20 protein-coding genes are annotated in these 22,942 nt (G+C 69.8%); 14 read left to right on the top strand and 6 right to left on the bottom strand.

All coding sequences use genetic code 11. The features are described 5' to 3' along the window. Position 1: 1 nt before the first annotated feature. From murJ to HMH01_RS00440, 3 genes are read right to left on the bottom strand one after another with little or no spacing between them, the layout of a single operon-like run. Positions 2-1,546 carry a murein biosynthesis integral membrane protein MurJ gene (gene murJ, locus HMH01_RS00450; RefSeq protein ID WP_171321408.1) on the bottom strand — a complete coding sequence of 515 codons (1,545 nt, stop codon included), beginning with the start codon at positions 1,544-1,546 and terminating at the stop codon, positions 2-4. After that, complete coding sequence (locus HMH01_RS00445; protein ID WP_171321406.1) at positions 1,543-4,320, bottom strand: [protein-PII] uridylyltransferase; 2,778 nt, start codon at positions 4,318-4,320, stop codon at positions 1,543-1,545. The genes murJ and HMH01_RS00445 overlap by 4 nt, the downstream gene beginning before the upstream one ends. Continuing rightward, positions 4,310-5,482, bottom strand: coding sequence for a penicillin-binding protein activator (locus tag HMH01_RS00440; RefSeq protein WP_171321403.1), 1,173 nt, complete (start codon positions 5,480-5,482; stop codon positions 4,310-4,312). The genes HMH01_RS00445 and HMH01_RS00440 overlap by 11 nt, the downstream gene beginning before the upstream one ends. A gap of 83 nt (positions 5,483-5,565) precedes the next feature. On the opposite strand from HMH01_RS00440, the gene rsmI reads away from it, so the two are divergent. The 4 genes from rsmI (at position 5,566) to HMH01_RS00420 (ending at position 8,674) form a co-directional block, all read left to right on the top strand. Then, positions 5,566-6,411, top strand: a complete 846-nt coding sequence (gene rsmI, locus HMH01_RS00435; RefSeq protein WP_171321400.1) for a 16S rRNA (cytidine(1402)-2'-O)-methyltransferase — start codon at positions 5,566-5,568, stop codon at positions 6,409-6,411. After that, positions 6,408-6,761: a YraN family protein gene (locus HMH01_RS00430; RefSeq protein WP_171321397.1), complete on the top strand. Its 354-nt coding sequence runs from the start codon at positions 6,408-6,410 to the stop codon at positions 6,759-6,761. Before rsmI ends, HMH01_RS00430 begins: the two co-directional genes overlap by 4 nt. 75 nt (positions 6,762-6,836) lie before the next feature. Continuing rightward, the gene (gene gshB / locus HMH01_RS00425) at positions 6,837-7,787 is read left to right on the top strand and encodes a glutathione synthase (protein ID WP_171321394.1); all 951 of its coding nucleotides are present in this window, start codon (positions 6,837-6,839) and stop codon (positions 7,785-7,787) included. Continuing rightward, entirely contained in the window at positions 7,784-8,674 is an 891-nt protein-coding gene (locus HMH01_RS00420) for an alpha/beta hydrolase fold domain-containing protein (protein WP_171321392.1), read from the top strand. The genes gshB and HMH01_RS00420 overlap by 4 nt, the downstream gene beginning before the upstream one ends. Here HMH01_RS00420 and HMH01_RS00415 read toward each other — a convergent pair. Together HMH01_RS00415 and HMH01_RS00410 are read right to left on the bottom strand one after the other, a co-directional pair. Beyond that, positions 8,671-10,227 (bottom strand): YifB family Mg chelatase-like AAA ATPase, encoded by a 1,557-nt coding sequence (locus HMH01_RS00415; RefSeq protein ID WP_171321389.1) that lies wholly within the window; start codon positions 10,225-10,227, stop codon positions 8,671-8,673. The genes HMH01_RS00420 and HMH01_RS00415 overlap by 4 nt on opposite strands. A gap of 42 nt (positions 10,228-10,269) precedes the next feature. Beyond that, complete coding sequence (locus tag HMH01_RS00410; RefSeq protein ID WP_171321387.1) at positions 10,270-10,944, bottom strand: glutathione S-transferase; 675 nt, start codon at positions 10,942-10,944, stop codon at positions 10,270-10,272. A gap of 208 nt (positions 10,945-11,152) precedes the next feature. Here HMH01_RS00410 and HMH01_RS00405 point away from each other — a divergent pair, with 208 nt between their 5' ends. The 7 genes from HMH01_RS00405 to HMH01_RS00375 all read left to right on the top strand — a co-directional run bounded on the left by HMH01_RS00405 (position 11,153) and on the right by HMH01_RS00375 (position 16,027). Continuing rightward, positions 11,153-12,034 (top strand): RNA polymerase factor sigma-32, encoded by an 882-nt coding sequence (locus HMH01_RS00405; protein WP_171321385.1) that lies wholly within the window; start codon positions 11,153-11,155, stop codon positions 12,032-12,034. A gap of 13 nt (positions 12,035-12,047) precedes the next feature. Then, positions 12,048-12,239, top strand: a complete 192-nt coding sequence (locus HMH01_RS17900) for a ChaN family lipoprotein (RefSeq protein WP_171321382.1) — start codon at positions 12,048-12,050, stop codon at positions 12,237-12,239. After that, complete coding sequence (locus HMH01_RS00395; protein ID WP_281365956.1) at positions 12,236-12,859, top strand: ChaN family lipoprotein; 624 nt, start codon at positions 12,236-12,238, stop codon at positions 12,857-12,859. The genes HMH01_RS17900 and HMH01_RS00395 overlap by 4 nt, the downstream gene beginning before the upstream one ends. A gap of 66 nt (positions 12,860-12,925) precedes the next feature. Then, the gene (gene coaBC, locus HMH01_RS00390; RefSeq protein ID WP_171321378.1) at positions 12,926-14,119 is read left to right on the top strand and encodes a bifunctional phosphopantothenoylcysteine decarboxylase/phosphopantothenate--cysteine ligase CoaBC; all 1,194 of its coding nucleotides are present in this window, start codon (positions 12,926-12,928) and stop codon (positions 14,117-14,119) included. Continuing rightward, positions 14,116-14,580 carry a dUTP diphosphatase gene (gene dut, locus HMH01_RS00385; RefSeq protein WP_171321376.1) on the top strand — a complete coding sequence of 155 codons (465 nt, stop codon included), beginning with the start codon at positions 14,116-14,118 and terminating at the stop codon, positions 14,578-14,580. Before coaBC ends, dut begins: the two co-directional genes overlap by 4 nt. 29 nt (positions 14,581-14,609) lie before the next feature. After that, the gene (locus tag HMH01_RS00380; RefSeq protein ID WP_171321374.1) at positions 14,610-15,263 is read left to right on the top strand and encodes a GNAT family N-acetyltransferase; all 654 of its coding nucleotides are present in this window, start codon (positions 14,610-14,612) and stop codon (positions 15,261-15,263) included. Further along, positions 15,260-16,027 carry a HesA/MoeB/ThiF family protein gene (locus HMH01_RS00375; RefSeq protein WP_171321372.1) on the top strand — a complete coding sequence of 256 codons (768 nt, stop codon included), beginning with the start codon at positions 15,260-15,262 and terminating at the stop codon, positions 16,025-16,027. The genes HMH01_RS00380 and HMH01_RS00375 overlap by 4 nt, the downstream gene beginning before the upstream one ends. Here the strand turns inward: HMH01_RS00375 and HMH01_RS00370 are convergent, their stop codons facing one another. Then, the gene (locus HMH01_RS00370) at positions 16,028-17,254 is read right to left on the bottom strand and encodes a UbiH/UbiF/VisC/COQ6 family ubiquinone biosynthesis hydroxylase (protein ID WP_171321370.1); all 1,227 of its coding nucleotides are present in this window, start codon (positions 17,252-17,254) and stop codon (positions 16,028-16,030) included. A 103-nt stretch (positions 17,255-17,357) separates the two neighbouring features. Between HMH01_RS00370 and HMH01_RS00365 the strand changes: the two genes are divergently transcribed. The 3 genes from HMH01_RS00365 (at position 17,358) to HMH01_RS00355 (ending at position 22,620) form a co-directional block, all read left to right on the top strand. Continuing rightward, positions 17,358-18,701, top strand: a complete 1,344-nt coding sequence (locus HMH01_RS00365) for an amidase (protein WP_171321368.1) — start codon at positions 17,358-17,360, stop codon at positions 18,699-18,701. 91 nt (positions 18,702-18,792) lie between these two features. Beyond that, positions 18,793-19,980, top strand: a complete 1,188-nt coding sequence (locus tag HMH01_RS00360) for an aminotransferase class I/II-fold pyridoxal phosphate-dependent enzyme (protein WP_171321366.1) — start codon at positions 18,793-18,795, stop codon at positions 19,978-19,980. Between the two features lie 9 nt (positions 19,981-19,989). Further along, on the top strand, positions 19,990-22,620 hold the full coding sequence (locus tag HMH01_RS00355; protein WP_171321364.1) for a DNA translocase FtsK: 2,631 nt from the start codon (positions 19,990-19,992) through the stop codon (positions 22,618-22,620). The last annotated feature ends 322 nt before the right edge of the window (positions 22,621-22,942 follow it).

Genomic DNA, 22,942 nt, shown 5'->3' with positions numbered 1-22,942 from the left:
CTCAGCCCCGGCGCAGGAACTTCCGGGCCTGCGCCAGCGAGAATGCGCCACTGGCAATGGCCGTCCCGAAATAGAGTGTCGGCCCCAGCACGACCAGGGCGAGCAGCGCCGCGTAACGCAGCCCCGGCGCCCCCAGCGCCCCTGCCAGCGGGATCGTCGCAAGCCAGAGCCCGGCGGCCATCACGACCGTGGACAGCACGATCCGGGGCAGGATCCGGCGCAGGCGGTCATCGAGTTCCACCGCGCCGTCGATCCGCCGCGCGCCCCGGACCAGCAGCACCAGCATCACCCAGGCGGCCCCCGTCGTGGCCAGCGCGGCCGCGATGTAACCCAGCACCGGCATCAGCCCGATGGCCAGCGCCGCGTTCACCACCATCGCCACGACCGCGTAGCGAAAGGGGCTGCGGGTATCCTCGCGGGCGAAGAAAACGGGCTGGAACACCTTTTGCAGCACGAAGGCGGGCAGGCCCAGCCCATAGATCGCCAGCGCCGCCGCGGTCGCGGCACTGTCCTCGGGGCCGAAGGCGCCCCGCTCGAACAGGACCGAGATCAGCGGCAAGGGGATCACCACAAGCGCGGCAGCCGCTGGCAGCGTCAGCACCAGCGAGAACTCTGCCGCGCGGTTGATCGCGTCGATCCCGCCGGCCCGGTCCCCCGCCGCCAGCCGCCGCGACAGGTCGGGCAGCAGCACGACGCCGATGGCGATGCCGACCACGCCCAGCGGCAACTGGTAAAGCCGGTCGGCATAGCCCAGCCAGGCGACCGCGCCCTCGGTAAAGGATGCGACCTGCCGGCCCACCAGCAGGTTGACCTGCATCACGCCGCCCGCCAGTGCCGCCGGCGCCGCGATCACCAGCAGCCGCTTCAACTCGGGCGTCAGTCTCGGGCGGCGCAGGCGCACCGTGAAGCCCGCGCGCCGCGCCGCGCCCCAGACCAGCGCAAGCTGCGCGATGCCGGCCACGGGCACCGCCCATGCCAGCGCCATGCCGATATCGGCGCCAAGCCCGGCCGCGCCGACCATCGCGCCCACCAGGATCACGTTCAGCGCCACCGGCGCCGCTGCGGCCACCCAGAACCGGCCAAGCGCGTTCAGCACGCCGCTGACAAGCGCGGCAAGCGAGATGAACAGGATGTAGGGAAAGGCGATGCGCCCCATCTCGACCGCCAGGCCGAAACGCGCGTCGCCGGCAAAGCCCGAGGCCATGGCCAGCACCAGCCAGGGCATGAAGACCTGTGCCAGCAGGGTCAGCGCGACCAGGATGATGGCCAGCGCCGTCGCGGCATCGCCGGCAAAGCCCTGCGGATCCTCGCCCCGTTCCAGCCGCTTCGAGAACAGCGGCACGAAGGCCATGTTGAATGCGCCCTCGGCGAAGAAGCGGCGGAACATGTTGGGCAGGGCAAAGGCCACCAGGAACGCCTCGGCCGCGGCGCCCGCGCCCAGGTAGCGCGCGATCAGGATGTCGCGGGCAAACCCCATGACGCGACTTGCCAGCGTCCAGCCGCCCACGGTCATGAAGGCGGCGGCCAGCCGGAACGGGCGGGTCATCCCTCGGCCCTTTCGGCCCCCCGGCGGATCGCGTCCCGCAGCATGGTTTCCACCTGCTGCTGCTTCGACTTGGAACTGATCTTCAGCCCGAAGGCGTCCTTGACGTAGAAGGTGTCCACCGCCTGTTCGCCGTAGGTGGCGATGATCGCCGACGATATCTGGAGATGCGCCGCGGTCAGCGACCGGCTGAGATCGTAAAGCAGGCCGGGCCGGTCGCGGGTGTCCACGGTGATCATGGTATAGATCTCGGACCCGTCATTGTCGAAGGTGATCTCGGTCGGAACGGTAAAGGCCTTCTCGCGCTTCTTGACGCGGTCCCGCTCGGCAAAGGCCTCGCGCGCGACCACCTCGCCGGCGAGCGTGCGCTCTATCATCCGCTGAAGCCGCGTAAGCCGCGCAGTCTCGAAGGGCTTGCCCTCCTTGTCCTGGATCCAGAACACCGGCGTCGCGATTCCGTCCGAGGTGGTATAGGTCCGCGCGTCCACCACGTTCGCGCCTGCCAGCGCCAGCGCGCCGGCCAGCCGCGAGAACAGTCCCGGATGGTCGTACATCGCGAAACAGGCGCGGGTCGCGTCGCGGGCATCGTCCTGGTCGATGCGGATGGCGGGCTTTTCCGCCGTCACCTCGCGCAGCAGGTTGGCAAAGATCACCTGGGTGTCCACCGTCAGGCCCAGCCAGAAACTGGCATAGTGGCGGGCCTGCTCGGCCTCGATCGCGTCTTCGCTCCATCCGGGCAGGGCGGCGGCGAAGGCGGCCCTGGCTTCCTCGATCCGCTCCGGGCGGCTCTGGCGGGCGGTGTCGCCGGTCAGGTAGTCCAGCGTCAGCGCGTAAAGCTCGCGCAGCAGCATCGCCTTCCAGTTGTTCCACACGCCGGGTCCGACTCCGCGGATGTCGCAGACGGTCAGCACGGTAAGCAGCTTCAGCCGCGCGGGGCTCTGCACGATGTTGGCGAAGTCGCGCACGGTGCGCGCGTCGGCCAGGTCGCGTTTCTGCGCGAAATCCGACATCACCAGGTGATGCCGGACCAGCCAGGCCACGGTATCCACCTCGTCCGCGGGCAGGCCCAGGCGCGGGCAGACCTCCAGCGCGATCTCGGCACCCAGTTCGGAATGATCGCGCGGCTGTCCCTTGCCCACGTCGTGCAGCAGCAGCGCGACGTACAGCGCCCGGCGGTTCACGCCCCGCTTCAGGATGCCCGAGGCGACGGGCAACTCTTCCTTCAGGCGGCCCATCTCGACGTCGTGCAGCGTGGCGATGCAGCGGATCGTGTGCTCGTCCACCGTGTAGTGGTGGTACATGTTGAACTGCATCATCGCGACGATGCGCCCGAATTCGGGCAGGAAGGCGCCCAGCACCCCCATCTCGTTCATCCGCCGAAGCGCCCGCTCGGGGTCGTTGGGATCGAGCAGCAACTCCAGGAAGATGCGGTTCGCTTCCGGATCGGCGCGCAGCCGGTCGTCGATCAGGTCCAGGCTGGCCGTCACGCGGCGCATCGCGTCCGGATGGATCAGGTAGCCCGTGGAGAGCGCCGCCTTGAACAGCCGCAGGATGTTGAGCGCATCCTTTTCGAACAGCTTCGGGTCCAGCGTGTCGAGCCGCCCGTTGCGGATGGCATAGCCCTCGGGCGCCTGATCGGACCCGAAGTTGAACATGCTGAGCAGGTTGCGCGCAAGGCCCGGGCGTTTCTTCACATGCTCCGCCTCGAGCGCGACGAGGAAGATGCGCGTCAGCTCTCCGACCTGGCGGGCATAGGTGAAATAGGTCTGCATGAATCGCTCGACCGCGCGCTGCCCGGCGGTGTCGGCAAAGCCCAGCCGCCGCGCCACTTCGACCTGGAAATCGAAGGTCAGCTGCTCGGCCGGGCGGCCCGCGACCAGGTGCAGCTGGCAGCGCGCGGCCCAGAGAAAATTCTCGGCATCGAGAAAGGTCTTCATCTCGTCGGCGGTGAAAACGCCCCTCTCGACCAGATCTGCGGGGGTCTTCGCGCGGTTCAGGTATTTCGCGATCCAGAACAGTGTCTGCAGATCGCGCAGGCCGCCCTTGCCTTCCTTGACGTTGGGCTCGACCAGGTAGCGCGATCCGCCGGCACGCTTGTGGCGCTGCGCGCGCTCTTCCAGCTTTGCCTCCACGAATTCCGGGCCGGTCCCGGCGAAAAGCTCGTCCCAGAGCCGTTTGTGCAATTCCTCGGCCAGCGCGTCGTCGCCCACCAGGAACCGATGCTCCAGCAGCGCCGTGCGGATGGTCAGGTCGTTGCGCCCCAGCCGGATGCACTCGTCCACCGTGCGCACCGCCTGGCCGACCTTCAGCTTCAGATCCCACAGGATGTAAAGCATGCTTTCGATCGTGCTCTCGCCCCAGGCGGTCTGCTTCCACGGGGTCAGGAACAGCAGGTCCACATCCGAGAAGGGCGCCATTTCCGCCCGGCCATAGCCGCCCACCGCCAGCACAGCCAGCTGTTCGCCCGCGGTCGGGTTCGGGTTCGGGTGCATCGCGCGCGTCACGAAGGCCCAGGCCCCGCGCACCAGCGCGTCGGTCAGCCGCGTGTAGGCACGGGTCGCCTGCCGCGCGGCGTAGGGATGCCCGGACAGGGCTTCGGCGATGCGCTCGCGGCCGGTGTGGTTCGTCTCGCGCAGCAGCTTGACCAGATCGGCGCGCCGCGTCTCGATGGGGGCGTCGGTCCGGGCGATGGTCTCGATCCGGGCCAGTAGCGTCGCCTCGTCGATCCCGTCCTCGGGATCGAGGCCCGTCGTGGTCGGCAGCGTATCAGGACCCAATTTGTGCGAAACTCCGCGGGGCAGGATCGACCTGCTGTGCCACGCCCTCGATCACCTCATAGATGGCAAGCCCGCGCTCGGCCTGACCGTTCGGGCCCAGGCGGAACACGCCCATCACCCCGGCAAAGCCGGAGGGCTTGGTCAGCCGCGCCGCAGAAAAGGGATCGTTGCGCCCCTCGGCCTGTGCCTCGGCCACCAGCGCGCCGATCGCGGCGATGCCGTCATAGGCCAGCCCCGCCAGCGGATGCGGCGCGTTGCCGTAGGCGGCGCTGTAGCGGCTGTCGAACTGCGTGGCGAGCGCCTGGTCCGGGGCCGCGAACCAGCCGCCGTTCAGCCCCGGCTGCGCCATCGCCTGCGGGCTGGCATCCCATCGCTGGAGGCCCGCGAAACGCACCGCCTCCTCGCGGATGCCCATGCCGCGCAGCGTCTCGGCCACGAAGGTCAGGCCCGCCGTCGGCCCGTCGGTCAGCACCACGATATTCGCGCCCGAGCCCTGCAATTGCCGCGCGATGCCCGGCACCTGGTCGGTGATGCCCTGAACCGACAGCGGATAGGCCCCGTTCGCCACCACGCTGCCGCCCAGCCGCTGCACGGCCGCGGTCACGGCGTCGCGGGCAAGGATACCCTCGGGGTTGTCGGGATGGACCACGGCGAAATTCGTCAGGCCCCGGTTCAGGCTGTAGCCGGTGATCCGGCTCGCCACCGTGTCGAAGGTGTTGCCCAGCACATAGACGCCGTCGCCGGCCACGTCGGGATTGTTCGAGAAACTCAGCACCGGCACGCCGCGCGTGGTGGCCAGCGGCGCGACGGCTTCGGTCGCGGTGGAAAACAGCGGCCCAAGGATCACGTCCGCCCCCGCATCCAGCGCCTGCTGCGCCGCCGTGGCCGCCTGCGCGGGATCGCCCGCGGTGGGCCAGACCTGCACGTCAAGTTGCACCCCCGCCAGATCCGCCTGCGCCATCCGTGCCGCGTTGATCAGGCTCTGGCCCAGCGCCTCGCGCTGCCCGTCCGCCGATCCGGTCGGCACCAGAAGCGCCACCTGCACCGGCTGGTCGGTGTCCACCTGCGCCACCTGCGTGCCCGGCGCCATCGGCTGGCATGCAGCCAGCGCGCCAAGGCAAAGGGCTGCGGCGAACCTTGTCAGGATGCGGACCTTGGGCATGAAACCTCTCGCTCTTGCGGGCCTTTCCGATTTCGGCGCACACTACTTACCGCACCGGCTCAAGTAAACGGAACAATCCCGCAATGGCGCTTGCCCCCGGCCTCTACCTGGTCGCCACCCCGATCGGCACGGCCGACGATGTCACGCTGCGCGCGCTGGCCGTGCTGCGCAGCGCGGACTGGCTTGCGGCCGAGGATACGCGACAGGCGCGCAAGCTGATGGAGATCCACGGCATCCCTTTGGCCGGGCGGCCGATCCTGCCCTATCACGACCACAATGGCGCCCAGCAGCGCCCGCGGATCCTGGCGGCGCTGCGCGAGGGCAAGTCCGTGGCCTACGTCTCGGATGCCGGCACGCCGCTGATCGCGGACCCGGGCTACCGGCTGGCCGAGGCCGTCATCGCAGAGGGGCTTGCGGTCACGGCGGTGCCCGGCGCATCGGCGGTGCTTGCGGCGCTGTCGGTGGCGGGGCTGCCCACGGACCGCTTTCTGTTTGCGGGCTTCCTGCCGCCGAAATCCGCCGCACGCCGGACCGAACTTGCGGAACTTGCCGCGGTGCCGGCAACGCTTGTCTTCTACGAAGCCCCGCGGCGGCTGGCGGCGGTGCTTGCGGACATGGCGGCCGTTCTGGGGGGCGGGCGGCGCGCCGCGGTCTGCCGCGAATTGACCAAGCGCTTCGAGGAGACGCGCCGCGATACCCTTGCCGCCCTCGCCGAGGCCTATGCCGCCGAAGACCCGCCCAAGGGCGAAGCGGTTGTCGTGATCGGGCCGCCGCTCCGCACCGAGGCCACGGCCGAGACGCTGGACGATGCCCTGCGCGCAGCCCTTGGCGCGAATTCCGTCAAGGATGCCGCCGCGCTGGTCGCCGAGGCGACCGGCCTGCCGAAGAAGCGCGTCTACGCCCGCGCGCTGGAACTGTCGGGGCGGTGAGCGGAAGCGCCGCCTTTCACGGCGGGCTCGCCGCCGAGGCGGCGGCCGAGGCGATCTATGCCGAAAAGGGCGCCGTGACGCTGGCCCGCCGCGCCCGGACGCCCGCCGGAGAGATCGACCTGATCGTCGCGTTGGGCGAGGAGATCGTCTTCATCGAGGTGAAGGCCCGGCGCAGCCACGCTGCCGCCGCCGCCTCGCTTTCCCGGCGCCAGCAGGGCCGCATCCTCGCGGCGGCCGAGGCCTGGCTGGCCGCGACGGGCCGGCCCGCCCTGACGCCGATCCGGTTCGACCTGGTCACGCTGGATGCCACGGGCCAGCCGCAGGTGCTTGAGAACGCGCTGGGCTTCTGACGCCGCGCACCCTTGCAATGGCCCTGCCTTGGGTGCAGATCAGAGCCGAGCCAGATGTCGCGAAGGAATGCCCCGATGCCCCTCAAGGTTGCAATGCAGATGGACCCGATCCAGTCCGTCAACATCAATGCCGACAGCAGTTTCCGCATCCTCGAGGAAGCGCAGGCGCGCGGGCACGAGTTGTTCTACTACACCCCGGACCAGCTTTCCTTCGACGAGGGTAGGGTCAGGGCGACCGGCTGGCCGCTGACCGTCCGGCGCGAGACGGGCAACCATTTCACGCTGGGCGGGCAGCGGACCGTCGATCTGGGCACGTTCGACGTGGTGTGGCTGCGGCAGGATCCGCCCTTCGACATGCACTACATAACCACCACGCATCTTCTCGACCTGATCCGGGACACGACGCTTGTGGTCAACGATCCCTTCTGGGTTCGCAACTACCCCGAGAAGTTGCTGGTGCTTCAGTTCCCCGAGCTGACGCCGCCGACCATGATCGCTCGCGACCTGTTCACCCTGCGCAGCTTCAAGGAACGCCACGGGGACATCATCCTCAAGCCGCTCTATGGCAATGGCGGCGCGGGCGTGTTCCGGCTCGACCCGAACGACCGCAACTTCAGCGCGCTTCACGAGCTGTTCACCGGCACCAGCCGCGAGCCGCTGATCGCGCAGAAGTTCCTGCCCGACGTGTCGGGCGGGGACAAGCGGGTGATCCTGGTGGATGGAGAGCCGGTGGGCGCGATCAACCGCGTGCCGGCCGCCGGTGAGACGCGGTCGAACATGCATGTGGGAGGACGCGCGGAAAAGGCGGAACTGACCGACCGGGATCGCGAGATCTGCGCCGCGATCGGGCCGCTTCTGCGCGAGAAGGGGCAGATCTTCGTGGGCATCGACGTGATCGGCCGCCACCTGACCGAGATCAACGTGACCTCGCCCACCGGTCTTCAGGAGCTTGAGCGTTTCGACAAGGTGAACGTGACCGCGAAGCTCTGGGAAGCGATCGAGCGGCGCCGGGCCGCGTGGGGATGAGCCGGGCGTCGTTTCGGCTGCGGGTCCTGCGCTGGATGGCGCGGCGTTCGCTGAAGCGGCACCTGTCCCGCGCGACCAGCTACCGGTTCGAGCGGTTTCGCACCGAACTGGGCGCGCGGCTCTTCCTGCGCAGCCCGCGCGGGTTTCGCACCCGGACGCTGGGCGGTACGCCCTGCCGCGTGCGGGACGGGGTGCGGCCCGGCACGCTGTTCCTGATCCATGGCGGTGCATTTGCCCTGTTCACCGCCCGCAGCCACCAGGGGCTTGCCGCACGGCTGGCGCGCCCCTTGGGCCTGAGCCAGGTATTGCCCGATTACGGCCGCGCGCCCGAGCATGTCTTTCCCCACGCGCTGGACCAGGTCGACGCGGCGTATCTGGCCATCGCAGGGCAGGGCCCGGTGGTCGTCGCCGGTGACAGTGCCGGCGGCTGCCTGGCGCTGTCGCTTCTGCACCGGCTGCATGCGCGGGGCGGACCCCTGCCGGCGGCGGTGCTGGCCTTTTCGCCCTGGGCAGACCTGGGCGACGGGGGGCCGTCGCGGCAGGACAATGCCGAGGCCGACCCCATGCTGCCCGTACAGCGCCTGCCCTGGGTGGCGTCGCAATATCTTGGCGGTGCCGACCCGATGCTGCCCGAGGTATCCCCGGTTCACGGCCGCTTTCCTGCCGCCTGTCCGGTGCTGATCCAGGTGGGCCGGGACGAGATCCTGCGCTCGGACGCAGAGGCTGTGGCCGCGGCGCTAGAAGAAGCCGGGGCCGAGGTGCGGCTTACCCTGCTGCCGGATGCGCTGCACGGCTTCCAGGTCCTGCATGGCTGGCTGCCCGAGGCCGAAGCCGCCGTCGAGGAGGCCTGCGCCTTCTCGGCAAGGGTGCTCGGGTTGCGCGCCTAGCGCGTCCTTGCCCGACCGGGTTCATCGGTCACTGCCTCGGGGCGGCGATCCTCGGCGCTCAGGCGGTAGGCGATCGCCTCGGCCACATGGGCGCGGGCAAGAGCGGCGCTGTCTTCCAGGTCGGCGATGGTGCGGGCCACCCGCAGCACCCTGTGATAGGCCCGCGCGCTCAGCCCGAAACGATCCGCCGCGCGTTCCAGCAGCGCCAAGGCATCCGGCTCGGCACCCGCCCGGGCCGTGAGCACGTCGCCTTCCGCGTCGGCATTGGTGCGCACACCGTCAAGTCCCGCATAGCGTGCCGCCTGCCGGTCGCGCGCCGCGGCGACGCGATCCGCGACAACGGCCGACGACTCGCCCGGTGTCGCGTCGGCGATCTCGGCGATGCGCACGGGCGGCACTTCGACGCGCAGGTCGAAGCGGTCCATCAGCGGGCCCGAGATGCGCCCCATGTATTCTGCCCCGCAGGCCGGGGCCCGGGTGCAGGCGCGGCCCGGATCTGCCATCATCCCGCAGCGGCAGGGGTTGGCGGCTGCCACCAGCATGAAGCGGCAGGGATAGCGCACATGCGCGTTGGCGCGGGCCACGATCACGTCGCCCGTCTCGATCGGCTGGCGCAGGGTTTCCAGCACGGCGCGGGGAAACTCCGGCAGCTCGTCCAGGAACAGCACGCCGTTATGGGCAAGGCTGATCTCTCCGGGCTTGGCACCGCGCCCGCCCCCCACCACGGCGGCCATGGATGCCGTGTGATGCGGGCTGCGATAGGGTCTCTCGCGGCTGATGCCGCCTGCATCGAGCAGCCCCGACAGCGACTGGATCATCGACGTTTCCAGCGCCTCCGCCGGATCGAGCGGGGGCAGGATGCCCGGCAGCCGCGCCGCAAGCATCGACTTTCCGGACCCGGGCGGGCCGACCAGCAGCAGGTGATGCCGCCCGGCGGCGGCGATCTCCAGCGCCCGGCGGGCCTTTTCCTGGCCGCGCACATCCGACAGGTCGCGCCCCGGCGGGCCGGGCCTGACCTCTCCGGGTTCGGCGGGGGAAAGGACGGACTGGCCGGTGAAATGGTTGACCGCCTCCAGCAGGGTGGCTGGGGCGATCACCGCCACGCCCTCCACCCAGGCGGCTTCCGCGCCACAGGCGGCGGGGCAGATCAGGCCCCGCTCTTCTCCGCCGGCGGCCAGGGCCGCTGGCAGCGCGCCCGGCACCGCCACCAGCCGCCCGTCGAGCGACAACTCCCCCATTGCCCAATGCGCGGCCACCTCATCCCGCGGAAGCACATCCATCGCCGCCAGGACGGCAAGCGCTATGGGCAGGTCGAAATGCGACCCTTCCTTCGGCAGGTCGGCCGGCGAGAGGTTGACCGTTATCCGGCGCGAGGGCAGGGCAAGGCCCATTTCCGACATCGCCGCCCGCACCCTTTCGCGCGCCTCGGATACCGCCTTGTCCGGCAGGCCCACGATGGCGAAGCCGGGCAGCCCCGGCTGGATCGAGCATTGCACCTCGACCTGCCGTGCCTCCATCCCTTCGAATGCGACGGTGTAGCTGCGTGCGATCATGCCCTGATCCCACCCCAGCGGCGTGAAGATCAGGTTAAGCCGTCAAGGCCAGTCGCGCGTCTCGTAGCCGAGTTCGTAGCTCTCGATCACCGCGTCGCGCGCCAGCCCCTCGGCCCGCCACGCGACGAAGGCGGGATCCGCCATTTGGGCCGCCACATAGGCCGCGTCAGCGTCGTTGACCGGCAGGCCATAGCCGGTGATCCGGGCGGCGACGGGGGCAAAGAAGGCGTCGGCCGCCGTGTAATCCCCGAATAGCCAGGGGCCAGTGGAGCCCGATGCAGCCCGGGCCGCGGCCCAGAGCGTCGAAAGCCGGTCCAGGTCGGCCAGCACCGCATCCGACGGCACGAAGCCCAGGTTCACGTTCCGCAGGTTCATCGGGCAGGCGCCGCGCAGCGCGGTGAAACCGGAATGCATCTCGGCAACCAGGCTGCGCGCCAGACCCCGCAGGCGCGGATCGCGGGGCCAGTGCCCGGCCTGCGGATGGCGTTCGGCCAGCGTCTCGGCAATGGCAAGGCTGTCCCAGAGTGCGACATCATCGAAGCGAAGCGCCGGCACCGTGCGCGCGGGTCCGAATTCGGCAAGCATCGCGGTGAAGGCGGGGGTTTTCATCGGGGCTTCGACGATCTCTGCCGAAAGACCGAATTTCGCGAACATCAGCCAGCCGCGCAGGGACCAGCTGGAATAGGTCCGAGCCGTGATCGCCAGTGTATAGGTCATGGAGGATCCCTCATAATCTTGCGGATATGTGCCTGTCCGCGCCTCATTCGTCCAATGCAGATCCGTGATGTGGGTCATGCGTTTCGAATATGGAAACGAACCGTTCGGCATCTTTTTTCTGAATCGGCATGCTCAACAGTGATCCGCCACGGCATCCGCTCCGTAACCCTTTTCAGAAAACGCGTAAGTCAGCCGCTCGGAGAGGGTTATGAACTACGACAGCACAGGGATCCGCAGCGTCGCCCGTCAGGCCATGGCGGCCGAGATGCTCGATGCAGAAACCGAACTCGAGCTGGCACGCGCCTGGCGCGACCATGGCGACGAGAAGGCCCTTCACCGGCTGGTCAACGCCTACATGCGGCTGGCCGTGTCGATGGCGGCGAAGTATCGCCGCTACGGCGCGCCGATGCCCGACCTGGTGCAGGAGGCAGGCGTCGGCCTGATGAAGGCTGCCGAGAAGTTCGATCCCGACCGTGGCGTGCGTTTCTCGACCTACGCGGTGTGGTGGATCAAGGCCTCGATCCAGGATTACGTCATGCGCAACTGGTCGATGGTGCGCACCGGCTCCACCTCGTCGCAGAAGGCGCTGTTCTTCAACCTGCGCCGCGTCCGCGCCAAGTTCGAGCGCGAGGCCGGTGCCGCCGGAGAGATGCTGGACAGCCAGCAGCTGCGCGAGAAGATCGCCATCGAGGTTGGCGTGCCGCTGCGCGATGTCGAGATGATGGATGCGCGGCTGTCGGGTTCGGATTTCTCGCTGAACGCCCAGCAGGCGGGCGAGGATGGGCGCGAGTGGGTCGAGACGCTCGAGGACGAAGCGCCCCAAGCCGACTTCACGGTCGAGCGCGAGCGTGACATGGAAAAGGCGCGCGGCTGGCTGAAGGACGCTATGCAGTCGCTGAACCAGCGCGAGCGCATGATCATCATCGAGCGAAAGCTGCGCGATGAACCGCGCACGCTGGAAAGCCTCGGCACCGAGCTTGGCCTTTCCAAGGAGCGCATCCGCCAGCTGGAAGCCCAGGCGCTGCGCAAGATGCGCAAGCGGCTGGAAGCCGTGACCGGCAACGCGGCAGAGATGCTTGCCTTTGCCTGACCGAAGACTGACGATGCTTTGCGGCATTGTGGCGGCGGTGGTACTTGGTGCCGCCGCCGCCATCGCATCCGGCCCGCCGATGATCGATGCGGCCCGGGGCGCAGAGGTGGTGGTGGTCGGCGAGTATCACGACAACCCGGAACATCATGCGACCCAGGCCGCCTATGCCGCCGCCCTGTCCCCCGCGCGATCGTGTTCGAGATGATCCCCCGATCGGCCGAGGCGGACCTTGCCCGGCTGCGCGGCGAAGGCGCCTCGCGCGCGGAAATCGCCCGCGCGCTCAACTGGGAAAACTCCGGCTGGCCGGATTTCGACTACTATGCCCCCATCATGGAGGCGGCCGCGGGGGCGGTGATCCTTGGCGCAGAGGCACCCCGCGCGCAGTTGAGAACGGCGATGGCGGAAGGGGCCGCTGCCGCCTTCGGCGAGGGGGCGGCGCGCTTCGGGCTGGATCTGGCGCTGCCTTCCGAAGAGCAGGCCGCGCAGGAGACGATTCAGGCCGAGGCGCATTGCGACATGCTGCCGCCCGAAATGCTGCCCGGCATGGTTGCGGCCCAGCGCCTGCGCGACGCCCTGCTGGCCGAGGCGGTGCTGCGCGCCGTGGCGCTGCCGGGTGATGGCCCGGTGCTGGTCATCGCGGGCAACGGCCACGCGGGCTATGACAGCGGTGCGCCGGCCTTGCTGCGGCTGGCGGCACCGGAGCTGTCGCTTTTCGTGCTTGCCCAGCTGGAGGCGCCGCCGCAGGGCGATCTGCCTTATGACGCGGTGCATGTGACCGGCGCGCCCGAGCGCGACGATCCCTGCGCCGCCTTCGCGGGGCGCTGAGCGCGGCTTGCCCCCCGGTGGTGGGGGGCGTAAACATCGGACGAGGCGAAGGACAAGGGGCCGCCCATGCTTGCGGGACGCAAGGTACTGCTGATCATCGGGGGTGGCATCGCCGCCTACAAGAGCCTCGAGCTGATCCGCCGCCTGCGCGACGCCGGGGCGGAAGTGACCCCGGTGCTGACCCGCGCCGGTGCGCAGTTCGTGACGCCGCTGTCGGTTTCGGCGCTGGCCGGGCAGAAGCTGTATCAGGACCTGTTCGACCTGACCGACGAGGCCGAGATGGGCCATATCGAGTTGTCCCGTGCCGCCGACCTTGTGGTGGTGGCCCCGGCGACCGCCGACCTGATGGCCAAGATGGTGGGGGGGCACGCCGACGACCTGGCCTCGACCCTTCTGATGGCGACGGACAAGCGCGTCCTGGTCGCGCCGGCGATGAATGTCCGCATGTGGGAGCATCCGGCGACCCGGCGCAATGTCTCCACGCTGATGGCAGACGGTATCCTGTTCGTCGGCCCCAATGACGGCGCCATGGCCTGTGGCGAGTTCGGCCCCGGGCGCATGGCCGAACCGGCAGAGATCCTTGCCGCCATCGCAGCGGCCCTGTCCGATGGCCCGCTGAAGGGGCGGCATGTGCTCGTGACCTCGGGCCCGACGCATGAGCCGATCGACCCGGTGCGCTACATCGCCAACCGCTCCTCTGGCGCGCAGGGCACGGCGATTGCCGAGGCGCTGGCCGCACTTGGCGCGCGCGTGACCTTCGTGACCGGCCCCGCCACGGCGCCGCGCCCCCGCGGCGTGCAGGTGATCGAGGTGGAGACCGCGCAACAGATGCTGGATGCGGCGGACGCGGCGCTGCCCGCCGATGCCGCCATCTGCGCCGCCGCGGTGGCCGATTGGCGCGTCACCTCGGCCGCGGGAAGCAAGCTCAAGAAGGATGGCAGCGGCAAGCCGCCGACGCTGGACTTCGCCGAGAATCCCGACATCCTTCGGACCCTGTCCACGCATGCCCGCCGCCCGCGGCTGGTGGTGGGCTTCGCGGCCGAGACGGACGACGTGATCGCCAATGCCACCGCCAAGCGGGCGCGCAAGGGCTGCGACTGGATCGTTGCAAATGACGTGCGCCCCGAGACCGGGATCATGGGCGGCCCCGAGAATGCCGTCGTGCTGATCACCGAGGGCGGCGCAGATGAGTGGCCGCGCCTGACCAAGGCCGAGACGGCGCGCCGGCTGGCCGCCCGCATCGCCGAGGCGCTGGCATGAGCGTGAGCGTCGCCATCCGCCGCACGGCCGAAGCCGATCCCTCCGTGCCGCTTCCGGCCTATGAGACGGAGGGCGCCGCCGGGATGGACCTGCGGGCGAACCTTCCCGCGCACCGGCGGGCCGAGGGGCTGGTCCTGCCGCCGATGGGGCGGGCGCTGGTGCCGACCGGCCTGTCGGTCGCGCTGCCCGAGGGGTTCGAGTTGCAGATCCGCCCGCGTTCTGGCCTTGCGCTGAAGCATGGGGTCACGCTGGCCAACGCGCCCGGCACCGTCGATGCGGACTACCGCGGAGAGATCGGCGTGATCCTCGTGAACCTCGGGACACAAGCCTTTACCGTCGCGCATGGCGATCGCATCGCCCAGGCGGTGCTTGCGCCGGTGACGCGCGCGGCCTGGACCGAGGTTGAAATGCTGCCCGACAGCCGGCGCGGCGCGGGCGGCTTCGGCTCGACGGGGGTCTGAGGCATGGGACAGGCACCGGGGCAATAGGCATGCTGGGACTTCTGTTGTTCGCGGGTCTGGCCTGGGGCTTCGCGCGGGTGCTCGACGCTCCGCGCTGGACGGGGCAGGCGATCGTGCTGGTCGTGGTGCTCATCATGCTGGCCAGCCAGGTGGCCCTGCCGCCCGAGGCGCCGTTCCGGCAAAGCGTGGGCGGCAGCATCCGCGCGCTTGTCGTCCTTGCCATCGCCGCGATCCCCTTCCTTGGCTACCGCTGGCTCTTGCGACGGCTGCGCGCGCGTCATGTCCCGCCACCGACGGCGGCCGCCCCGGCCGTCACCGGCCGCGTGGCGCTGGTGCCCGAGGTAGAGGCGCTGGGCCGGGATCTTGCGGGCAGCCTGCAAGCCGAGACGCCCGAGCGTTTCGGCCTGGTCCGCCGCGCGCCGGACGGAACGCTGGTCGGGGGCGCTGTCGTGGGGATCGAGGCGGGACTTGCCCGTATCGCGCCGGTCTGGGTCAGCGACGTCGCTTCCGGGCTGGTGGCCGAGTTGATCGACGCGGCCAGCCAGGAGGCGCGGGCGCGCGGCGCGAAGGCCCTGGAACTGGAGACGCGCGACCGGGCCATCGCCGCCGCCGCGTCCGAGGCGGGGCTGTCCGCCGCGCCCTGTCTTGCCGACCTGCACCGCCTGAGCAGGACCTTTCCATGAGCTTCTCGCCCGAAGAACTTGAGCGCTATGCCCGCCACATCATCCTGCGCGAGATCGGCGGCCCCGGTCAGCAGAAGCTGAAGGCGGCCCATGTCGCGGTGATCGGCGCTGGCGGGCTGGGAAGCCCCGCGCTGATGTATCTGGCCGCTGCCGGGATCGGCCGGATCCGGCTGATCGAGGATGACGTCGTTAGCCTGTCGAACCTGCAACGCCAGGTGCTTCATGCGACGGACCGCGTCGGACGGACCAAGGCCGACAGCGCCCGTATGGCACTGGCCGCGATCAACCCCCATGTCGTGCTGGACACGCGAGAGACCCGGCTCGATCCCGCGAATGCCCGCGACTTGCTGGCAGGGGTGGATCTGGTGCTGGACGGATCGGACAGTTTCGCCACCCGCGCCACCGTCAACGCAGCCTGCGCGGCGCTGGGAATTCCACTGATCTCGGGCGCGATTGCCCAATGGGAAGGACAGGTAAGCCTGTTCGACCCCGCGCGCGGCACGCCCTGCTATGCCTGCGTCTTTCCCGATCCGCCCGCCCCCGGACAGGCACCCAGCTGCGCCGAGGCGGGCGTGATGGGCGCGCTGGCCGGCATCATCGGGGCGATGATGGCGGGCGAGGCGATCAAGCACCTGACCGGCGCGGGCCACACGCTGCGTGGCGAGATGCTGATCCATGACGCGCTGTGGTCTGAAAGCCGCAAGATCCGGCTCAACCGCCGCGCCGATTGCCCGGTCTGCGACAGCGCCGGCGGGGGCGCCTGATCAGATCGCGCGCCCCTGCAGCAGCAGCGGCAGATCCCCGGTCAGGCCCGCCGCCTCGCGCATCAGGCGGCGTCTTGGTCCGGGCATCGCATCGATGGCCCCCAGCGCCAGCGTCCGGCCCAGCCGCAACAGCGGGTTCGCGTTGGAAAAGGCGCGGTTGATCGTGTCGGTCGCGGTGGCCAGCATCGCGATGTCGAACTGCCGCCAGGCGCGGTAGCGTTCCAGCACGTCGATTGCGCCGATATCCTCGCCGCGCCGGCATGCCTCGGCCAGCACCTGCGCCAGCGCCGCGACGTCCCGCAGGCCCAGGTTCAGCCCCTGCCCGGCCAGCGGGTGGATGCCATGCGCCGCGTCCCCCACCAGTGCCAGCCGGTCCGCGACCAGCCGGTTGGCAAGGCTCAGCCCCAGCGGATAGGAGTAGCGGCGCCCGATCAGGCGGATCTCGCCCAGGAAGCTGCCGAAGCGGGGGCGCAGCACCGAAAGATAGGTCGCCTCGTCCTGCCCGCTCAGGATATCGGCCCGGGTCGTGCTGTCGGTCCACACGATCGAAACCCGGTCGCCGGTCAGCGGCAGCACCGCAAGCGGGCCTTCGGGAAAGAACATCTGGTGTGCGGTGGCGTTGTGCGGCAACTCGGTTTCGAGCGCCGCCACAAGACTGGTCTGGCCATAGGCCCAGCCGGTCCGGCTGATGCCCGCGCGTTGCACCGTCCGGCTGCCGCGCCCGTCCGCGGCGACCAGAAGCCGCCCCTCGCGCGTGGTGCCGTCGGCCAGGGTGACGCGCGCGCCGCCCGGGATCACCTCCTGCGCAACGACTTCGGCGCCGTGCTCGATTGTGACCCCCTGCGTCTGCGCCACCGCCTCGTTCAGCGCGGCCCGCAGGTACCGATCCTCGAGAATGTGGCCCACGGGGCCCTCGGCGATCTCGCGGTGGTCGAAATGCAGGTGGAAGGGCGACGCCCCCTCGCCGGCGCGGCCGTCCGAGACGCGGATATCCTCGATCGGCTGTGCCTGTGCGCTGACATGGTCCCAGATCCCCAGCGCGCCCAGCATCCGGCGGGTGGACAGCGCCAGCGCATAGGCGCGCCCGTCGAAATCAGGTGCCGCCAGCGTCGCGGCGGGGGCTGCGTCCAGCACATGCGCGGAAAGCCCGGCACCCGCCACGGCCAGCGCCAGGGCCGGGCCGTTCAGCCCGCCGCCCACGATCAGGATGTCGCTTCTCTCGCCCATGTCCGGTCCCTTCGTTTCGGCCACCACTATGATGCGCGATGGGTGATTGTCCACGCGCCCTGCTGTCGCTACGGTCTGCGCCGAAAATGACCGGAGAGCCGCCATGCCACAACTCGACCTGACCGCCCCCGCAGCCGAAATGGGGCGCGCCATCGCCGCGGGCACGCTGGACCCGGTCGAGCTGACCGAGGCCCTGCTGACCGAGATCAAGACGACGCCCGAGGCGCAGCTGATCTATGCCCGCACGACCCCCGACCGGGCCCGGGCCGAGGCCCGGGCGGCGCGCGTGCGGGCGAACGCGGGGACGCGGCGCAGCGCGCTCGACGGGGTTCCGATCAGCTGGAAGGACCTGTTCGACACCGCCGGAACCGGAACCGAGGCGGGGACCGCCATGTTGCAGGGTCGCGTGCCCGACAGCGACGCGCAGGTGCTGGCGAACGCCACCGCCGCCGGGCTGGTCTGCCTGGGCAAGACGCATCTGACCGAACTCGCTTTCTCCGGGTTGGGCGTGAACCCGGTGACCGCGACGCCGCCCAACCGGCATGATCCCGCGCTGGCACCGGGTGGTTCTTCCTCGGGGGCGGCGGCGTCGGTGGCCTTCGGACTGGCCGCCGCCGGCATCGGGTCGGATACCGGGGGTTCTGTCCGGGTGCCGGCCGCGTGGAACGACCTCGTGGGGTTCAAGACCGGCGTGGGCAGCCTGCCGCTGGCCGGGGTGGTGCCGCTCTGTACCCGCTTCGACACGGTCGGTCCGCTGACGCGCACGGTCGAGGATGCGGCGCTGATCTACGCCGCGATGGGTGGGGGCAAGCCCGTGGACCTGTCGGGCGCCGGTCTGTCCGGCGCGCGGTTCCTGGTGCTGAAGAACGCGTCCGTCGCGCCGATCGAAGAGGCGCCGCAGGCAGCCTTCGAGGGGGCGGTCGCGCGGCTTTCCGCAGCCGGCGCCGCGATCGAGGAAGGCAGCGTGCCCGCGCTGGAAGAGGCGATGCCGCTGTCTGCCACGGTCTTTGCCGCCGAGGCCTATGGCACCTGGGGCGATCTGATCGAGGCGAAGGGCGACCTGATGTATCCGCTGATCCGCAGGCGCTTCGAAAGCGGGTTGTCGGTCAGCGGGCCGCAATTCGTGGCGGACTGGCGCAGGCTCGACGCACTCAGGGCGGAATGGCGGGCCGCGACGGCGGGTTATGATGCCGTGCTGCTGCCCAGCTGCCCGATCCTGCCGCCGAAGGTGGCCGACCTGCTGGCGGATGCCGAGCTGTTCACGACCCGAAACCTGCAGACCCTGCGCAACACACGGGTGGGCAACCTGATGGACCTGTGCGGCCTGACGCTGCCCACCGGCACGCCCCATTGCGGATTGATGGCGCTGGCGCCCGCGGGGCAGGAGCGGCGGATCCTGCGCCTGGGGGCTGCGATGGAAAAGTCACTAACTGCGGCGGGAATGTGACGCGGGACTGGACGCACCGGGCGGTCGGGGCTACCGTCTGGGCCTGATTGAAAGGGGGCAGAAGACCCCCTTCACGAGGCAAGGGCGACACATGGATTACCCGAGGCGTTTCTCGGATCTGCCGGAATACGCGTTTCCGCGCCTTCGGGCGTTGCTGGACCCTCATGCGCCGGGGGGGCCGGCGCTTGCCATGTCGATCGGTGAGCCGCGCCACCCCTTCCCCGACTTCGTGACCGAGATCATCGCCCGCCACGGCGACGAATTCTCGCGCTATCCGCCGAACGAGGGGACGCCGGGGCTGCGGGGCGCGATCTCGGACTGGGTCGCGCGGCGCTACGGTATCGCTGCCCCCGATCCCGACCGCTGCGTGCTGCCCCTGAACGGCACCCGCGAGGGGCTGTTCAACGCGGCGCTCGCGCTTTGTCCCGAGACGAAGAACGGCCAGCGCCCCGCCGTGCTGCTGCCGAACCCGTTCTACCAGTGCTACGCGGTGGCCGCTCTGGCGGCCGGGGCCGAGCCGGTCTACGTTGCCGCGGACGAGACGAACGGGTTCCTGCCCGATTTCGAGGGGCTCGATCCCGCGCTGCTGGCGCGCACGGCGCTGGTCTATATCTGCTCGCCCGCCAACCCGCAGGGCGCGGTGGCCGACATGGGCTACTGGACCCGGCTGCTGCATCTGGCCGAGACACATGATTTCCGTGTCTTTGCCGACGAGTGCTATGCCGAGATCTGGCGCGACACGCCCCCGCCCGGTGCGCTGGAGGCGGTGGCGCAGGCCGGCGCCGACCCCGAGCGGGTCACGGTGTTCCATTCGCTGTCCAAGCGCTCCAGCGTACCCGGCCTCAGGTCCGGTTTCGCCGTTGCGGGGCCGCGGTCGATGGCAGCGCTGAAACAACTGCGCAACTATGGCGGCGCGCCGTTGCCGTTGCCGCTTCAGCACGCCGCCGAGGCGCTCTGGCGCGACGAGGCCCATGTCGAGGCGAACCGCGAGCTTTACCGCCGCAAGTTCGCGCTGGCGGACGAGATCCTCGGCAACATGCCCGGCTACCGCTCGCCCGATGCCGGTTTCTTCCTGTGGCTGAAGGTGGCCGATGGCGAGGAGGCGGCGCTGAAGCTGTGGCGCGAGGCGGGGGTGCGGGTTCTGCCCGGCGCCTATCTCTCGCGCGATGCGGCCGATGGCGGGACCAATCCCGGGCGGGGCTATATCCGGGTGGCACTCGTTGCCGAAGAAGCGGAAATCGCCCGCGGGCTGGAGGCGATCCGCGATGTTCTGGGGTAGGTGGGGATGATGGCACAGGCGAAGGCACGCGGCACGCGCCGCAAGCAGACCCGGACGCGGCTTCTGGAGGAAAAGACCGAAACCGCGCTGCGCAGGCGTGGGGTCGAGGCGATCGGCCTTGGCCTCGTGCTGCTGGGATGCCTCGTCTTCGCGATGATCTGGACCTATGACCCGTCCGATCCCAGCCTGTTCACAGCGACCGATGCGTCGCCCACGAATGCGCTGGGCATCGTGGGCGCCTCGATTGCCGATCCGCTCTACCGCGCGGTAGGCCTTGCCGCCTTCGGGCTGCCGCTGACACTTGTCGTGTGGGGTCTGCGGCTGGTCGCGCATCGCGGCGAGAACCGGATCCTGACCCGGCTGATCTTCAGCCCGCTGGCGATCGCGGTGGCTGCGATCTTTGCCTCTGCCCATGTGCCGCTTGGTCCGTGGGAGCATGTGTTCGGCCTGGGCGGCATGTTCGGCGACAGCCTGTTCCTGACGCTGCTGGGCGCCGTCCCGATGCCGGTCGATGGTGCGCTGCCGCTGGTCACGCTGGTGCTTGGCGGGGTCTTTCTGCTTCTGTCGGGTATCGCGCTGGGCGTCGACGGGCCGGAGTCGCGGCTGATCCTGCGCTGCCTCGTTTCCGGGCTGCGCAACGCGATGGCCGGCGTGATGGCCGTTCTTCGGGCCGTCGGGCGGCTGATCACGGCGGCCGAACGCAACCGCCAGCGTCGTGTCGCCGCCGCAGAGCGCGCGGCCCCCCGGGAGAAGTCCGAGCCCCGGGTGCGGCGCGGGTTCAGCCGTGGCGATTCCGAAGAGGCGCGAACCGAGCCTAGGGTCGTCGCGCCAGACGCGCCCGACGATGGCAGCGACGGGGACCGCGTGATGGCCCGGATATCTGCCGCCGTGCGCAACCGCGAGGCCAAGATGCAGACCGCGCAGGCCGCGATGGCCGCGGCGCCGGTGCCCGTGATGGCGGGAGACCTGCCCGATCCCGGCGACGAGGACGATGTCCTCGACTACGCAGCCCCGCCGCCACCCCGGCCCGAGCCGCTTGTCCGCCAGACGCCGCCGCGCAGCGCACCGAAAAGCGAGAAGGCCCGGCGCGAGGAACAGCCGCGGCTTGCGCTGGACGAGGGCGATGGCGACACCTATCAGACCCCGCCACTGTCCCTGCTGGCGAACCCTGCGACCATCGTCCGCCACCAGCTGTCCAACGACGCGCTGGAGCAGAATGCGCGCATGCTGGAGACGGTGCTCGACGATTATGGCGTGCGGGGCGAGATCGTCTCGGTGCGGCCCGGTCCTGTCGTCACGATGTACGAACTCGAGCCCGCCGCCGGGCTGAAGGCCAGCCGCGTGATCGGGCTGGCCGACGATATCGCCCGCTCGATGTCGGCGCTGGCCGCGCGCGTCTCGACCATTCCGGGCCGCAGCGTCATCGGGATCGAACTGCCCAACGAGCACCGCGAAAAGGTGCTGCTGCGCGAACTTCTCGCCTGCAAGGCCTTCGGTGACGGCCGCCACGCCCTGCCGCTGGCGCTGGGCAAGGACATCGCCGGCGAGCCGATCGTGGCGAACCTGGCGCGGATGCCGCACCTGCTGATCGCGGGGACCACCGGGTCGGGCAAGTCGGTGGCGATCAACACCATGATCATGAGCCTGCTCTACAAGCTCTCGCCCGACGAGTGCCGGCTGATCATGATCGATCCGAAGATGCTGGAACTTTCGGTCTATGACGGGATCCCGCATCTGCTCTCGCCCGTCGTCACCGACCCGAAAAAGGCCGTGGTGGCCCTGAAATGGGTCGTGGCCGAGATGGAAGAACGCTATCGCAAGATGTCCAAGATGGGCGTGCGCAACATCGACGGCTACAACGCCCGCGTGCAGGAGGCGCTGGACAAGGGAGAGGCGTTCACCCGAACGGTGCAGACCGGCTTCGACGACGAGACCGGCGAGCCGGTATTCGAGACCGAGGAATACGCGCCCGAGAAGATGCCCTTCATCGTCGTGATCGTGGACGAGATGGCCGACCTGATGATGGTCGCCGGCAAGGAGATCGAGGCCTGCATCCAGCGACTGGCGCAGATGGCGCGGGCAAGCGGCATCCACCTGATCATGGCGACGCAGCGCCCATCGGTCGATGTCATCACCGGGACGATCAAGGCGAACTTCCCGACCCGGATCAGCTTCCAGGTGACGTCGAAGATCGACAGCCGCACCATCCTGGGCGAGCAGGGCGCCGAACAGCTTCTGGGCATGGGCGACATGCTCTACATGGCCGGCGGCGGGCGCGTGACGCGCGTGCACGGCCCCTTCGTCAGCGACGAGGAGGTCGAGGAGATCGTGACCTTCCTCAAGCAGCAGGGCGAACCCGACTACGTCTCCGGCGTGCAGGAGGGGCCCGAGGCCGACGAGGAAAGCCAGATCGACATGGTCCTCGGCCTGGGCGGCAACACCAGCGGGGACGATGCCCTTTACGATCAGGCCGTGGCGATCGTGGCCAGGGACCGCAAGTGCTCCACGTCCTACATCCAGCGCAAGCTGGGGATCGGCTACAACAAGGCCGCCCGGCTGGTCGAGCAGATGGAGGACGAGGGCGTCGTCAGCGTCGCCAACCATGTCGGCAAGCGCGAGGTGCTGGTGCCCGAGCGCTGATGCGCCGCACGGCGGCGGCGTCTCGGCCCGCGCGGCCTTGCAGGGCGGATGGGACGTGGCGTGACGCGCCTGAGCAGCAGAACCGACAGCATGGCGGCACCCGCCTGCCGATCATCGGCAGGGCCGCAAGCAGGACGGTGAACTCGAAGACCTCGGCCAAGGACCAGCCGAGTGCACGCCGTCGCAGCAGGAACCACAGGAACACGCCCAGATACCCGACCGAGTAGACCGCGCCTTACCAGCAGAGCGGCTGGCCCGGCAGGGTTGCGAAGGACAGCAGGCGATCTGGATCATCGGCCTGTGCCCCGAGCCTGTCACAGGC

The organism is Halovulum dunhuangense (assembly GCF_013093415.1).
Taxonomy (GTDB): Bacteria; Pseudomonadota; Alphaproteobacteria; order Rhodobacterales; family Rhodobacteraceae; genus Halovulum; species Halovulum dunhuangense.
Note: the sequence above shows the minus strand (reverse complement) of the source record. Positions and strands in the feature narration are given on the sequence as shown.

Coding starts and splice junctions, on each gene's coding strand:
- rsmI (WP_171321400.1), top strand. CDS start 5,566: ATGGCGCTTGCCCCCGGCCTCTACCTGGTCGCCACCCCGATCGGCACG.
- coaBC (WP_171321378.1), top strand. CDS start 12,926: ATGCTTGCGGGACGCAAGGTACTGCTGATCATCGGGGGTGGCATCGCC.
- HMH01_RS00410 (WP_171321387.1), bottom strand. CDS start 10,944: ATGACCTATACACTGGCGATCACGGCTCGGACCTATTCCAGCTGGTCC.
- dut (WP_171321376.1), top strand. CDS start 14,116: ATGAGCGTGAGCGTCGCCATCCGCCGCACGGCCGAAGCCGATCCCTCC.
- HMH01_RS00375 (WP_171321372.1), top strand. CDS start 15,260: ATGAGCTTCTCGCCCGAAGAACTTGAGCGCTATGCCCGCCACATCATC.
- HMH01_RS17900 (WP_171321382.1), top strand. CDS start 12,048: ATGCTTTGCGGCATTGTGGCGGCGGTGGTACTTGGTGCCGCCGCCGCC.
- murJ (WP_171321408.1), bottom strand. CDS start 1,546: ATGACCCGCCCGTTCCGGCTGGCCGCCGCCTTCATGACCGTGGGCGGC.
- HMH01_RS00395 (WP_281365956.1), top strand. CDS start 12,236: ATGATCCCCCGATCGGCCGAGGCGGACCTTGCCCGGCTGCGCGGCGAA.
- HMH01_RS00420 (WP_171321392.1), top strand. CDS start 7,784: ATGAGCCGGGCGTCGTTTCGGCTGCGGGTCCTGCGCTGGATGGCGCGG.
- gshB (WP_171321394.1), top strand. CDS start 6,837: ATGCCCCTCAAGGTTGCAATGCAGATGGACCCGATCCAGTCCGTCAAC.
- HMH01_RS00440 (WP_171321403.1), bottom strand. CDS start 5,482: ATGCCCAAGGTCCGCATCCTGACAAGGTTCGCCGCAGCCCTTTGCCTT.
- HMH01_RS00355 (WP_171321364.1), top strand. CDS start 19,990: ATGGCACAGGCGAAGGCACGCGGCACGCGCCGCAAGCAGACCCGGACG.
- HMH01_RS00380 (WP_171321374.1), top strand. CDS start 14,610: ATGCTGGGACTTCTGTTGTTCGCGGGTCTGGCCTGGGGCTTCGCGCGG.
- HMH01_RS00405 (WP_171321385.1), top strand. CDS start 11,153: ATGAACTACGACAGCACAGGGATCCGCAGCGTCGCCCGTCAGGCCATG.
- HMH01_RS00365 (WP_171321368.1), top strand. CDS start 17,358: ATGCCACAACTCGACCTGACCGCCCCCGCAGCCGAAATGGGGCGCGCC.
- HMH01_RS00360 (WP_171321366.1), top strand. CDS start 18,793: ATGGATTACCCGAGGCGTTTCTCGGATCTGCCGGAATACGCGTTTCCG.
- HMH01_RS00370 (WP_171321370.1), bottom strand. CDS start 17,254: ATGGGCGAGAGAAGCGACATCCTGATCGTGGGCGGCGGGCTGAACGGC.
- HMH01_RS00415 (WP_171321389.1), bottom strand. CDS start 10,227: ATGATCGCACGCAGCTACACCGTCGCATTCGAAGGGATGGAGGCACGG.